The 13,523-nt window shown below is 46.4% G+C and carries 10 protein-coding genes; all 10 read left to right on the forward strand.

The features are described 5' to 3' along the window. Positions 1–9 precede the first annotated feature (9 nt). The 10 genes from pglX (at position 10) to PY479_RS00135 (ending at position 13,510) form a co-directional block, all read left to right on the forward strand. A complete protein-coding gene (pglX, locus tag PY479_RS00090; protein WP_275482471.1) occupies positions 10–3,609 on the forward strand; it encodes a BREX-1 system adenine-specific DNA-methyltransferase PglX in 3,600 nt (1,199 codons plus the stop codon). Continuing rightward, positions 3,609–6,314, forward strand: a complete 2,706-nt coding sequence (gene pglZ / locus PY479_RS00095) for a BREX-1 system phosphatase PglZ type A (protein WP_275482472.1) — start codon at positions 3,609–3,611, stop codon at positions 6,312–6,314. The genes pglX and pglZ overlap by 1 nt, the downstream gene beginning before the upstream one ends. Before the next feature lie 12 nt (positions 6,315–6,326). Next, entirely contained in the window at positions 6,327–8,567 is a 2,241-nt protein-coding gene (brxL, locus tag PY479_RS00100) for a protease Lon-related BREX system protein BrxL (RefSeq protein WP_275482473.1), read from the forward strand. Between the two features lie 18 nt (positions 8,568–8,585). Then, positions 8,586–10,076: an RNA repair transcriptional activator RtcR family protein gene (locus PY479_RS00105; protein ID WP_275482474.1), complete on the forward strand. Its 1,491-nt coding sequence runs from the start codon at positions 8,586–8,588 to the stop codon at positions 10,074–10,076. Positions 10,077–10,169: 93 nt separating this feature from the next. Beyond that, positions 10,170–10,544 carry a hypothetical protein gene (locus PY479_RS00110; protein WP_275482475.1) on the forward strand — a complete coding sequence of 125 codons (375 nt, stop codon included), beginning with the start codon at positions 10,170–10,172 and terminating at the stop codon, positions 10,542–10,544. A 46-nt stretch (positions 10,545–10,590) separates the two neighbouring features. Continuing rightward, a complete protein-coding gene (locus tag PY479_RS00115; RefSeq protein WP_001963860.1) occupies positions 10,591–11,301 on the forward strand; it encodes a VWA domain-containing protein in 711 nt (236 codons plus the stop codon). 21 nt (positions 11,302–11,322) lie between these two features. Continuing rightward, positions 11,323–11,592, forward strand: a complete 270-nt coding sequence (locus PY479_RS00120; RefSeq protein ID WP_001963861.1) for a WXG100 family type VII secretion target — start codon at positions 11,323–11,325, stop codon at positions 11,590–11,592. An 8-nt stretch (positions 11,593–11,600) separates the two neighbouring features. Continuing rightward, complete coding sequence (locus tag PY479_RS00125; protein ID WP_275482476.1) at positions 11,601–12,929, forward strand: hypothetical protein; 1,329 nt, start codon at positions 11,601–11,603, stop codon at positions 12,927–12,929. Further along, entirely contained in the window at positions 12,919–13,296 is a 378-nt protein-coding gene (locus PY479_RS00130) for a hypothetical protein (RefSeq protein WP_202594622.1), read from the forward strand. Before PY479_RS00125 ends, PY479_RS00130 begins: the two co-directional genes overlap by 11 nt. Next, on the forward strand, positions 13,289–13,510 hold the full coding sequence (locus PY479_RS00135) for a hypothetical protein (RefSeq protein WP_032475630.1): 222 nt from the start codon (positions 13,289–13,291) through the stop codon (positions 13,508–13,510). The genes PY479_RS00130 and PY479_RS00135 overlap by 8 nt, the downstream gene beginning before the upstream one ends. Positions 13,511–13,523: the final 13 nt, after the last annotated feature.

The following is a 13,523-nucleotide window of genomic DNA, read 5'->3' on the forward strand; positions in this document are numbered from 1 at the left end:
CAAGATCATATGAATACGAACAACATTAAAAAATACGCACCAAAAGCGCGCCGCGAATTTATGGATGCGGTAGCTAAACGATTAAATACCTTTGGTATCACCGCGAATAAAAAGGGCGAGCTACAAATTGCAGAAGCGAATCTACAAGGTTCTGTGCTTCAAATCGCCGGTAACAGTTTTGACGGTAAACTGGCCGAGCCCAGAAAACGCATAGTAGCCAGAAGCCAGAAACTTGGGTATGCACAACTTATTGAACAAGTAGCTTATACCTGGTTCAACCGTCTGTGTGCTATTCGCTATATGGAAATCCATGACTATCTAGGCCACGGTTTTCGTGTTTTGTCGCACCCAGACAACCCTAAAGGCTTTGAAATTATCGACCATGCCCAAGACGCTGCGGATGAACTCGGGTTAGATAGAGCTCGCATTATTGAACTCAAGCTTGCGGGCAACAAAGACGAAGAGCTGTATCGTGAACTGCTGTTGGGCCAGTGCCATAAGCTTCATGAAGCGATGCCTTTTTTATTCGACGCTTTGGACGATGAAACTGAGCTTCTTCTACCAGACAATCTAACACGTACCGACTCAATACTGCGTGGATTGGTAGACAGCATTCCTGAAGAGGACTGGCAACAGGTAGAAGTTATCGGTTGGCTTTACCAGTTCTACATTTCTGAAAAGAAAGATCAGGTAATGGGTAAGGTGGTCAAGAGTGAAGACATCCCTGCCGCCACCCAGCTATTTACACCCAACTGGATTGTAAAGTACCTGGTACAAAACTCAGTCGGTCGTCAATGGCTGCAAACCTACCCAGACTCTACCATTAAAACGCAGATGGAATACTACATTGAGCCTGCTGAACAATCTGACGAAGTTAACCAACAGCTAAAAGCTATTACGCCTGAATCCATCGAGCCTGAAACCATCAAAGTACTTGATCCCGCTTGTGGCTCGGGCCATATATTGATTGAAGCTTACAACGTACTAAAAGCCATCTACGAAGAACGTGGTTTCCGCTCTCGTGACATTCCAAAGATGATTTTGGAGAACAACCTCTACGGCCTAGACATAGATGATCGTGCAGCACAGCTATCTGGCTTTGCGCTGATGATGATGGCTAGAGATGACGATAAGCGTATTTTTACCCGTAATGTGCGACTCAATGTACTGTCATTGCAGGAAAGTAACCATATTGACCTGCCGACCGTATGGAGAGCACTCAACCTATCGGGAAGTTGGCAAAGCGGCACATCACAAGGCTTGTTCTCAGATGATGAGCAAGATTTAAGCTCGTTCAATGCAGACAACCGCTACCAACTGCTGACGCGAACATTGGCAAGATTCACCCAAGCTAAGACCTTTGGTTCATTGATTGATGTACCAAGCAACGAGCATGACCAGCTAAAAGAGCTGTTGAGCACGCTTGTCGAGCTACAAGAGTCAGGTGACTCAATGCAAAAACCTGCGGCGAAGCAATTGATTGAAATTGTGCATCAGGCTTTGGTTTTATCTATTCGTTATGATGCCGTTATTGCTAACCCACCGTATATGGGGAGCAAGGGTATGAATGCAGACCTTAAAGATTTTGCTAAGGAAAACTATCCAAATAGTAAATCTGATTTGTTTGCTATTTTTATGGAGCGAGTATTTAAATTGCTATCGCAATATGGATTTAATGCTCAAATAAACATGCAGTCGTGGATGTTCTTGTCTAGCTATGAGCAACTAAGAGGCAATTTATTAGGAGACCATTCATTTGTTACCATGGCTCACTTGGGGGCCCGTGCTTTTGGTCAAATCAGTGGTGAGGTTGTACAGACTATAGCATGGATTATTCGAAATCAGCATATTAATAGATACCAGCCTACTTTTTATAGGCTGATTGATGGGAATGAAGAAGAAAAGCAAAAAGCATTGCTTAATAGAGAGAATGAATTTGCAGCGACAGCTCAGGATGACTTCAAAAAAATTCCAGGGAGTCCAATAGCGTACTGGGCTGATAGAAACCAGATAGAGGCATTTGAAAAAAATGTGAACCTAGGGAGCATTTCTTCATTCAAACGTGGAATGGCTACAGGTGACAATGATAAGTTCGTTAGATATTGGCCTGAGGTTAGCTTTCATGACATAAAGCTTTCAAAAGACGATGCTAATAAATGGGCTTTATATAATAAGGGAGGAGAAGAGTGTAAGTGGTTCGGAAATCGTGAACATGTTGTCTACTGGGAAAATGATGGATATGAAATTAAGAATTTTTTCGATAGTCGAGGAAAACTAAGATCTAGACCTCAAAATACTAATCTTTTCTTTGCTCCGTCCTTAGTTTATAGCTCTTTAGCATCTGGTATACCTTCAATTAGACTATTTGATGGTTATGCACATGATCAGGCTGGCAACTTCATGCCAGTTCAAGACGAGTATAAATTTATACTTTTGGGGTATTTAAATTCAACAGTTGTTAAGGAGCAACTTGATCTGCTGAACCCAACCCTGAATAAACTAACATCTGATTTTAATAATTTAATATACAATAATCGACTAAAAGATATAGATGATAGTATCTTTAAAGAACTTTATGATTTAGCTAAGATGAAGTGGGATGAAAATGAAATTTCAATAAATTTTAATCCCTATTTCTTAGTCAAGAACGAAACCAAGAGCATTAAGTCTGCTTTTCTCAAGTACTCTCATAATTTGTTAGAGCGTTCTAAAAAGATATTAGATTTAGAAATCGAATCAGATCGTCTTTTTTCCGAAATCTTTGGTTTTCCGGTTGTGGAGCCGTCGATACAACTTACAAAATCCTGTTCCGATAAAGTTGAACCATCGATTTTCGTCGAAAAGTTAATAAGTTATACATTTGGTGTAATGATGGGGCGCTATTCCCTCGATCGTGAAGGCTTAGTTTATGCCCACTCAGGCAACGAAGGCTTTGATAAACTCGTTGCCGAAGGTGTTTACCAGTCTTTCGGTGCCGACGAAGACGGCATTATTCCACTAACTGACCAAGAATGGTTCAAAGATGATGCCACCAACCGCTTCCGTGAGTTTGTCCAAGTTGTTTGGGGTGAAGAACACTTGCAAGAAAACCTGGATTTTGTTGCCGAATCACTATGCCTAAATGCCATTAAACCGAAAAAATCTGAATCAGCTCTTGAGACGATCCGCCGCTATTTATCGACTCAGTTCTATAAAGACCACCTGAAGACTTACAAAAAACGCCCTATTTATTGGCTGTTTAGCTCAGGTAAACAGAAGGCTTTTGAGTGCTTGGTGTATTTGCACCGTTACAATGAGGGCACGCTTTCTCGTATGCGTACCGAGTATGTCACCCCGTTACTAGGCAAATACGACGCTTATGCAGAGCAGCTTGAGAAGCAGATCGAAACGGCAGACTCGACCAGTGAAGCGAACCGCTTCAAGAAAGAGTTGGATGCTTTAATCAAGAAACAGGTCGAGCTACGAGAGTTTGATGACAAGCTAAAACACTACGCCGATATGCGTATTTCACTGGATCTCGATGATGGTGTGAAAGTGAATTACGGCAAGTTTGGTGATCTGTTGGCTGATGTTAAGGCCATTACCGGTTCGGCCCCGGAGGTTAACTAATGCAGATTAGCGAACTGGCACAAGGTGTCGCTGCCAAGCTCGAACAAAGCCGCATTGTGTTTTGGTACGACCCAGAGCAAAGCTTTACTGAAGAGCTTGAGCATTTAGCTAATTCTTTATCGCTTACAAAAGAATCAGGTGATAAAGCGGCAGATATAACTGCTAGGGTACTGCCAAATGATTTGACCATCCTCAATATGGGCAATGAGTCTGTATTGGCAGTGAAAAAACGCATTGAAGTAGATGAGCGTGAAGCTAAATTCCTTATCTATTTTCCAAGCGCTGAGCCAGAGCCTGATCGTGATTGGTTGCTAGACGTGCGTTTGTATAGCGAGCAGTTTTTTGCTGATCACAGCTCAATGCTGCTTAATGAATTAGGTATCCCGAAAATGGCGCTTCGTACGCACATTCGTAAGCGCCAAAGCTTTTTTGCTAATAAACAGCGCATAGCCGGTTTAAAGAAGTGGGTGACTGAAAACGAAGACGAACTGTCGTTAGACAGGAAGATGATGGCAGTGGTTGTAAAAGCTGATTCTGCGTCTTTGTCGGACATTCTGCTTGGGTTACTACGCGCTTACTCTACGGCGCTAGACGCGCCCGCCGCAGGCGCTGACGGCTCATATGAAGATGAAAGCCTTGGCCAACCCGATGCCTTTAAACAAGTGTGGAGCCAGCTAAGTAAGTTTGATCTTGAGACCTCACTCTGGGCATATCTGAGTGAGGGTTTTGGCTATACAGTCGAAGAGCCAACCTTCTCAGACTTCGTGTTGAAATTATTCTGTACTGAATTCTGGAGCCAAATTGAAGGTGTTGAACGCGATTGGTTGCTTAACAATGTTCTAAAAAGCGCATCAGGCCGGGCGACAGCCTTGGCGTTTATGGTGAGCTGGCGCGACAGCCGCTCTTTCGCCGCTTACTACGAAAGCATCTCTAAGGTGCTTAGCCAACAGTTGGAAATTTCGACTCGTGCTGGCCAGTACCATCCGGTTGAGCTTATCGAATGCGAAACGTTCGAAGCTGTGGAACAGGCCATAATCCGTGGTTTAGTTCGTGATTTGCTCGATAGCAGTAAAGCGTTAGACCGGGTTCAGTTTGATACGGTCTTATCAAGACGTCTTGCTAGCCACTGGACATTATCACGCAAAGAATACTTCGCAATTTATGAAGCTATCCGCAACGCTGAAGAGTTAATGCACTTGCGAAATCGCTATGTGGACGGGTTCCACTTTGATAACGCGAAAGCAATGTACGACGCCTATACCACAGACATTTATCGTTTTGACCAAGCTTACCGTTTGTTCAATGAGCATGTGCACTCTGTATTGAGTAAAGGTGCAGACATACTGCGTCAGCTCGACGACGAAGTCGAAAGCATTTATACCAACTGGTACTTATATGAGCTTGGTCTTGCATGGGATCGTCACTTGGCCAATGAAAAATTACTTGAAAAGTGGCAGATTTCTGGCGTACCGCACCAGTATGACTTCTATGAAAAAGAAGTTCGCACACGACTGAGTCTGAAACAGACAAAACGAGTGTTTGTGATCATCTCTGATGCCCTGCGTTTTGAAATTGCGAATGAGCTTGGCGCTATCATTAACAACGAGAAGCGATTTAAGGCTGAGGTGTCTACGCAGTTGGGCGTTTTGCCGAGTTATACCCAACTTGGGATGGCGGCATTATTGCCTCATAAGGCGCTCAGTTACCAGCCAGAACAAGGCACGGCTGTTTATGTGGATGGTATTTCTTCACAGGGTTTAGACAATCGTAATACCATCCTACAGAAGGTAGGTGGCATGGCGGTGAGTTCTAAGGAACTGATGAGCTGGAGTAACCAGGAGGGGCGTGACAAGGTTCGAGACGTAGAAGTAGTTTATATCTATCACGATACCATTGATGCGATTGGTGATAAGGCTGCAACTGAAGAGAAAACGTTTGAAGCCTGTCGTAGTGCCATTGAAGAGCTAAAAGACCTTGTTGGCAGGGTCATCAACCGTCTAAACGGCAGCCGAGTTGTGATCACCGCTGACCATGGCTTCCTCTTCCAACAAAAAGCACTTGTAGCGGCTGACAAAACCTCGTTGAAAACCAAACCTGCTGGCGCGATAGAAGCCAAGAAGCGTTATATCGTTGGTAATAACTTACCTTCTGATGAAGCCTGTTGGAAAGGCTCAATTAACGATACCGCTCATGGCTCTAGTGATACAGAGTTCCTGCTTCCAAAAGCGGCTCAACGCTTCCACTTCGTTGGTGGTGCCAAGTTTGTGCACGGCGGAGCGATGCTACAGGAAGTCTGCGTACCGGTACTGCATGTGCGCGAGCTGCAAAAAGAACAAGCAGCAAAACATGAGAAACAACCGGTAGGTGTTGTTGCAGCCACTCAGCCCATCAAATTAGTAAACAATATCGACAAGGTCAGATTTATTCAGACAGACCCTGTAGGCGAGCGTTTTGTCGCACGGTTGTTGGATGTCTATATCGTCGATGCACAAGGTAATGAAGTATCCAGTCGTGAAACGATTAACTTTGATAGCGTGAGTAAAGTGATGGATGAGCGTACTCGCGAAGCTAGGTTAAAGCTTATTGGCTCTCAGTTCGACAGGAACGCTCAATACACATTAGTTCTTGAGAATGCGGAAATGAGAACGCGCTATAGCCAATACGCGGTAACCATTGATTTGGCATTCCAAGATGATTTTTTCTAAGGGTAAATATATATGAACGGTAACAACGACAAAGATTTGATTGACCATCAAGGCCAATCCGGAGAGTGGATTGGTGCAGAGCATGAAATTCCCGCAAATGTTACGCAGAACATATATGTTGCCAATATGCAAGTGAACGTAGATGGGGCTGGTGTCGAACCAGAAGCGCCTAGTGAGGTTATTCCCTCAGATATTTCCATGTCTGAAAGGGAGATTCGTGACATGAAAAGTTCAGATCTCGATGGGTTGCTAAATCTGCACTTTAAAGGCCGTGTCGTTCGAAAAGATCTGACAAAGCAATTGAAGGAAGGCGCTAACGTCCCTGTATACGTGCTGGAGTATTTGCTAGGCATGTATTGTGCGTCGGATGACGACGAAGTCGTAATGCAAGGCCTTGAGAATGTAAAAAAAATCTTGGCTGAGAACTATGTCAGGCCAGATGAAGCGGAGAAAGTGAAGTCACTGATCCGTGAGCGCGGTACGTTTAAAATCATCGACAAAGTAAGCGTTAAGCTCAATCAGAAAAAGGACGTCTATGAGGCTGCCTTGTCGAACCTTGGTATCAAGGATGCCCTTGTACCGACCAAAATTGTACAAGACAACGAAAAATTATTAACTGGCGGTATCTGGTGCATTATTACCGTGCAGTATTTCTTTGAGGAAGGTCAGAAGACATCACCTTTCTCCATTATGAGTTTAAAACCGATACAAATGCCGTCCATGAACATGGATGAGGTGTTTTCAACCAGAAGACATTTTAGTACCGATCAGTGGATGGATGTGTTGCTTCGTTCCGTGGGTATGGAGCCAACCAACTTAGAGCATCGGGTGAAATGGCATCTTATCACTCGCATGATCCCATTCGTTGAAAACAACTACAACGTTTGTGAGCTCGGACCAAGAGGGACAGGTAAAAGCCATGTCTACAAGGAGTGCTCACCAAACTCATTGCTTGTCTCGGGCGGACAAACAACTGTGGCGAACTTGTTCTATAACATGAGCTCGCGCCAAGTTGGGTTGGTCGGAATGTGGGATGTTGTCGCCTTTGATGAAGTAGCGGGTATTAACTTTAAAGACAAAGACGGCGTCCAAATAATGAAAGATTATATGGCGTCAGGGTCTTTTGCCCGTGGTCGTGATTCAATCGAAGCGAAGGCTTCCATGGTATTCGTCGGTAACATCAATCAAAGCGTTGAGACACTGGTGAAGACCAGTCATCTGTTGGCACCTTTTCCTGATGCCATGATTGACACTGCTTTTTTTGACCGTTTCCATTCCTATATTCCTGGATGGGAAATACCGAAGATGCGTCCTGAGTTTTTCACCAATAGTTACGGATTAATCACAGACTATCTTGCTGAATACATGCGTGAAATGCGCAAAAGAAGTTTTGCGGATGCTATCGATAAGTTCTTCAAACTCGGTAATAACCTTAATCAGCGTGATGTAATTGCTGTACGCAGAACTGTTTCGGGCTTGTTAAAGCTACTACACCCCGACGCACAGTACACAAAAGATGATGTAAGAGCCTGCCTGACCTATGCGCTGGAAACTAGACGTAGAGTCAAAGAGCAATTGAAAAAGCTTGGCGGAATGGAATTTTTTGATGTGCACTTTAGCTACATCGATAACGAGTCATTAGAAGAGTTCTTCGTTAATGTACCGGAACAAGGTGGCAGCAAGCTAATTCCTGAGGGCTTACCTCGCGCTGGTGTCGTGCACTTGGTTACTCAGGGAAGCACTGGGCAGCTTGGGTTATATCGCTATGAAACCCAGATGATGGCTGGTTCTGGTAAACACTCAGTGTCTGGCCTTGGTTCGAATACCGCAGCGAAAGAAGCTGTGCGTGTTGGCTTTGATTATTTCAAAGGTAACCTGAATAGAATCAGTGCGTCGGCGAAGTTTTCTGATCATGAGTATCACCTCCATGTTGTTGAACTCCACAATACGGGGCCAAGTACAAAGTCATCGCTCGCTGCATTAATTGCGTTCTGTTCAATTCTGATGAACCGACCGATTCAAGAGCAGATGGTTGTTTTGGGTGAGATGACTTTAGGTGGTGTCGTCAATCCTGTTCAAGATCTTGCAGGCAGTCTTCAGTTAGCTATGGACAGTGGCGCAAAGCGTATTTTGCTCCCAATGGCCTCAGCCTCAGATATTCCAACGGTTCCTGCTGAGTTGTTCTCAAAATTCCAGATCAGCTTTTATGCAGATCCCGTCGATGCTGTGTTTAAAGCGCTTGGGGTTAATTGAGAAAGGCAAGGATGCATAATGAATATTCTTTTAAGTTTTACGGGGTTTAATGACCCTTTTAGTAAAGGTCTAGTGGAGCAAGAAGAGCAACCAGGCCCAATACTTAGTGTGTTAAAAGCCAGAACCTTCCAGATCGTTTACTTGTTTGACACTCCAACTACTCGTGAGGCCAGTAGTAATACAAAAGAAGCTATCAAGAATTTGTATCCTCAATGTATTGTGCATGTCTTGGACATGAAGTTATCAGATCCGACTAACTATCATGATATTTTCAGAGGATTGAAAGAGTTCGCTCTCACCATTCAAGAAGAGCATAAACATGCAAAGTTCTATATATCGGTAGCGTCGGGAACACCGCAAATGCATGCTTGTTGGGTGCTGCTGGCGGCATCAGGTGAAATTCCTGCCAAGATTCTTCACGTAAGGCCTCCACGGTTTGTAACTAAGGACCGACCACTGCTCAGTGAGATAGAGCTATCATCCGATGAGTTTCCTTCGGTCAGATTCAAATCCTCCAGCTTCACAATTGATGAACATGAGATGGATGTGGATTCGGTCAGAGCACAGCTCGGGATTGTCGGAGATCATCCGGCTATGCTCAAAGCCCTTGAGATGGGTGCCATGCTGGCCTCATCGCTAGCTCCAATTTTGATCACAGGTGAAACCGGCACCGGAAAAGAATTGTTTGCCCGCTATGTCCATGCATTGAGTGGTCGTCCACAGGAAACCTTTGTCGCTGTAAACTGCGCTGCAATCCCTGAGGATCTTGTTGAAAGCATTCTTTTTGGACACAAAAAAGGTGCCTTCACCGGAGCGGTTAACGACCAGACCGGAAAATTTGATGCGGCTGACAAGGGGACGCTGTTTCTCGACGAGCTTGGAGAATTGCCTCTGCCTGCTCAGGCTAAACTTTTGAGGGTGCTTCAGGATGGTATCGTCGAACCGATCGGACATAGTAAGGGGCATGCCGTTGACGTTCGGATTGTTGCGGCCACCAACCGAGAGCTTCGTAAGCAAATCCGCCAAGGCAGCTTCCGGGAGGACCTCTATTACCGGCTGAATGTCGGTGAGATCAAACTGCCTTCTTTGCGTGAGCGACGTTCAGATATTCCCAAACTGGTACTCAATATCCTAGATCGTTTGAATACTTCTTTGAAAAGACATCGCCGACTAACTACCGATGCACTTAGTCGTCTGCAGGCCCACAATTGGGAGGGGAATATTCGAGATCTTGAGAATGTCATCGAGCGCTCTGTGAGGCTGAGCCGTCTGGAAGTGCTGGACGCCTCGGACCTGCTTATTACCGAACCGATCACCTATGCCGATCCATTGGATGCTTTGCCTGAGCCTTACGAGGGATTTTCTTTGGATGAGTTTCTCGGCAGTGCCCGCAAGCAGATGATTTTGAGAGCGCTTGAGGCCGCGAACGGCAACCAGAGTCAGGCAGCGAGAATGTTAGGTGTAACCCCTCAGGCGGTGCACAAGTTTTTGAATAATACTAAGCGATAAATTTAAACCACGGTTGAAATTGTATCAACCTTAGTTGAAATACAGCCAATACCTGTCCCTTGCTGATGATTGCGTAAATGCAGCAATAACAGCATGTTGCGCTGTTTTGAATTATTTGGCACACCGGTTGCTAAAGACCATATGCAGAAAGAAACGCAATTGGTTGAAAAAGCAAAAGGAGCAACGATGCCAGTATTCAGTGTCACTTCAATTATCGACGGTGATACCTTCGCGGTGTCACCAGAGTGGAAATGGAACGGTGAGACGGGAACCAGAGTCCGTCCAGCTGGATACAATGCGCCTGAGTTGCATATGGCCAAAGGACAGAAAGTGAAGGATGCTTTGTCAAAGCTTATCAATGGGCAGCAGGTTGAACTCAGGGCCGCTTACAAAGTGGATCGTGGTCGACTTGTCTGTGACGTGTTTGTCGGAGGCAGAAACCTCGCTGAGTTTTTCCCCGAGTATTGAGAATTGTTTGAAATTGAAACCAGCAAATTAATCATGAGGATGATCCATGTTTGATCCTAAAAAGTTTACCACCCCAACCGCCAAACCACTTCCCGTTGTTCTGCTTCTGGATGTCAGCTCCAGTATGTCCGGAGATAAAATCGAGAACCTGAACAAGGCCGTCGAGGATATGCTGGATACCTTTGCTCAGGAAGAAAAGATGGAAACGGAGATTCTTGTTTCCGTCATCACTTTCGGCAATCAGGTTGAGCTTCAGGTTCCCTACACCAAGGCTTCTCAGGTGCAGTGGCAAGGTCTGCAGGCAAACGGTATGACCCCGATGGGAACCGCCCTCAAGATGGCCAAGGCCATGATCGAGGACAAGGAGACCACTCCGTCCCGTGCCTACCGTCCGACGATCGTTCTTGTTTCAGACGGGCAGCCTAATGACAGCTGGGAAAGGCCGCTGGAGGATTTTATCTCCGAAGGACGCTCTTCCAAATGTGACCGCATGGCAATGGCTATCGGACGTGATGCAGATGAGACGGTTCTTAAGCGTTTTATCGAGGGCACGCCCCATGACCTTTTCTATGCGGAAAACGCCGGGCAGCTGCATGAGTTTTTTCAGCGAGTAACCATGTCGGTGACCATGCGTACCCAGTCCAAGAACCCTAACGTGGTGCCGGCCCCGTCGGAGATCAAACTGGACGGTGGCAGTGTGAAGTCGGCTACAGCCGGAAATGCAACCGCTTCATCCGATGATGAAGGTTACTGGTAAACAAAAATTTGGAGGTGAATCATGCCACAGGCAATTGGCGACCCTGATGAACTTGACTGTTTCGCGCAGTCTCTGACGCAGTTCATCGACACGTTGAATGAAGCGGTTAACGGTTTGAATCATAGCTTTGGTGCCCTTGGGGATACCTGGCAGGATGAAAAGCGAGCGAGTTTTGAAGAGGACTATAACGCGCTGGTGCAGCAGCTTTCTCATTTTGAGGCGAACGCATCGGAACAGGTTCCATATCTTCACGCTCTGGCTTCACGTTTAAGAGATTATTTACAGAGTTAAGGTGGGGAATGGCGTACGTATCCGTTGGACAAGTTGAGAATCTCGAGGAGGCAATTGCCGGACTTCAGTCGGCCTATGACTCCATGGAGAGTGCCTGTCAGGCCCAGATTGCTGCGGCAGAAGCCAAGTTGGCTGAAGCACAGCAGGAGGCCGACAACAGCGCTCAACTGCTGGATGCTGCGATGGAAGCCGAAATGGAGGCCGGGAAGCAGCTGGAACAGGCTAATGAGCAGCTTGTTTCAGCCAATGAGCAGTTGAGTTCCGCTTGTTCATCTCTTTCCGCCTGCGAAGCGAGTGGCAGCTATGATGAGGACGGCAACTATGAACCGCCCAACTGTTCATCTGAAGAGGGAGATGTAGCCGCCGCAGAATCAGCCGTTGCAGAAGCGGAATCCGCTGTTGCGGCTGCTGAGGAAGCTTTGGAAGCTGCGAAAGACCATCGCATGCAGATGGAGCAGCGAAATGAAATGGCCCGGCAGTGTCTTGATATGGCAACTCAGCTGGCGGAAACAGTGCAAACGGAGTGTGCAGTCCGGCTTGCCAGTGCGGCGGCTCACCTTGAAACAGGAAAAGCACGACTTGAAAGCGCCAAGGCAGCGCTCAACGCCTATCTCGATACGCACCCGCCAGCGGCGGAATTTTATTCATGGCTGAAATGGACTCCGGACCCAAGTAAGCCGGTTACGCCAAAGGAGCTGCATTCTCGGCTGAATCTATCTGTCGAACAGCAGCGCTACTATTTCGAGTATCTCGCCGATCGTGACCCGGCATTCAGAGCCAAGGTTGCCGACTACAGAAGCCAGCTCGAAGCCGCCAACGGTCCTGCTGAAAGGCATGCGGTTCAGCTTAAGATCCGCCGAAACCTAAGTGGCTACTGTGGCGAAAAAATTGTGGAACAGGCGCTGAGTCCGCTCGGACATAAAGCGGACACGCAGGCCCGGACCACGTTTGAGGACGGCAGATTCACAAAAACCGACCTGATCATCGAAGATCTGAAAGTGCCGGTTATTCTCGGTCGTGGTGAAGGCATGAGTGCTCCGGCTGGAGGCTCTATCGCCATTGAAGTGAAATGCGGCCGGGCTTCGTATCTCTATTCTCAGAAAGACCACATGGTATTCCAGTCCGGTGGACATCAGGAAGCCAATGCGTCGATGACGATATGTTCACGCGACATCAAGGATTTAACTCCAGAACAGGAAGAAGAGCTGCGTGAAGCCCTTCGGAGTGCCGGATCGCCATTAATAGGAATGCTCCCGACAAAAGCCGAGATCGACAAAGCCTGCTGGGACATGGTGACCGGTTCCAATGCAAATAACGGAGGAGCTCATGAAAATTAAAATCGCTCTGATACCAAGTGAACACACCAGCAAAGCTCAGGATCTTTCCTCCAAGCTCCAGAACGCTATGGAGGCAGGTGAGATGAGTGCTGTTGACCAACTCACGGAAGAACTGGTCTCGCTAACAGATAGCGAGTATTCCCTGTCCTTACCGGAAGAATACTGGCACCAGCTGATTGAAAAGGTCAGAAACTCTGATAACGATTTCAAGTCCGACTACATCATGGCCAAGCCGCAACTCGAAACGATTATTACAGCAGGTGTGGCTGAATCATTTGCGGATGTTTTAGGGGTTATTGAGCAGGCATTAAAGGCTGATGGAGTCGTCCTCCAACTACCGTTTGAACAGGAGGATGTCGATGTTTGATGATCTATTTAATGTGACTTCACAGCAGATGGGCAAATTTTCCGACACCGTCAGAGACGAGTTTGGTCAGTCTATTGTCTCAGACGTTTTCGAGCCCCTTTTGCAGGACATCTCCGGCCTTCAACAAATGGGAGAATTGTTTCAGACCCGAGCCGCCGAGATTGATCAGCTAACTGGAGAACTGCAATCAATAGGAAGCATGGGTCATGAGTAATAGCCGGAAAAAC

Origin of the sequence: Shewanella sp. A32 (genome assembly GCF_029167175.1) — a bacterium.
Classification (GTDB): domain Bacteria; phylum Pseudomonadota; class Gammaproteobacteria; order Enterobacterales; family Shewanellaceae; genus Shewanella; species Shewanella yunxiaonensis.

Bases quoted from the DNA above. Each gene is read 5' to 3' on its own strand.
- pglX (WP_275482471.1), top strand. From the start codon at position 10: ATGAATACGAACAACATTAAAAAATACGCACCAAAAGCGCGCCGCGAA.
- pglZ (WP_275482472.1), top strand. From the start codon at position 3,609: ATGCAGATTAGCGAACTGGCACAAGGTGTCGCTGCCAAGCTCGAACAA.
- brxL (WP_275482473.1), top strand. From the start codon at position 6,327: ATGAACGGTAACAACGACAAAGATTTGATTGACCATCAAGGCCAATCC.
- PY479_RS00105 (WP_275482474.1), top strand. From the start codon at position 8,586: ATGAATATTCTTTTAAGTTTTACGGGGTTTAATGACCCTTTTAGTAAA.
- PY479_RS00110 (WP_275482475.1), top strand. From the start codon at position 10,170: ATGTTGCGCTGTTTTGAATTATTTGGCACACCGGTTGCTAAAGACCAT.
- PY479_RS00115 (WP_001963860.1), top strand. From the start codon at position 10,591: ATGTTTGATCCTAAAAAGTTTACCACCCCAACCGCCAAACCACTTCCC.
- PY479_RS00120 (WP_001963861.1), top strand. From the start codon at position 11,323: ATGCCACAGGCAATTGGCGACCCTGATGAACTTGACTGTTTCGCGCAG.
- PY479_RS00125 (WP_275482476.1), top strand. From the start codon at position 11,601: ATGGCGTACGTATCCGTTGGACAAGTTGAGAATCTCGAGGAGGCAATT.
- PY479_RS00130 (WP_202594622.1), top strand. From the start codon at position 12,919: ATGAAAATTAAAATCGCTCTGATACCAAGTGAACACACCAGCAAAGCT.
- PY479_RS00135 (WP_032475630.1), top strand. From the start codon at position 13,289: ATGTTTGATGATCTATTTAATGTGACTTCACAGCAGATGGGCAAATTT.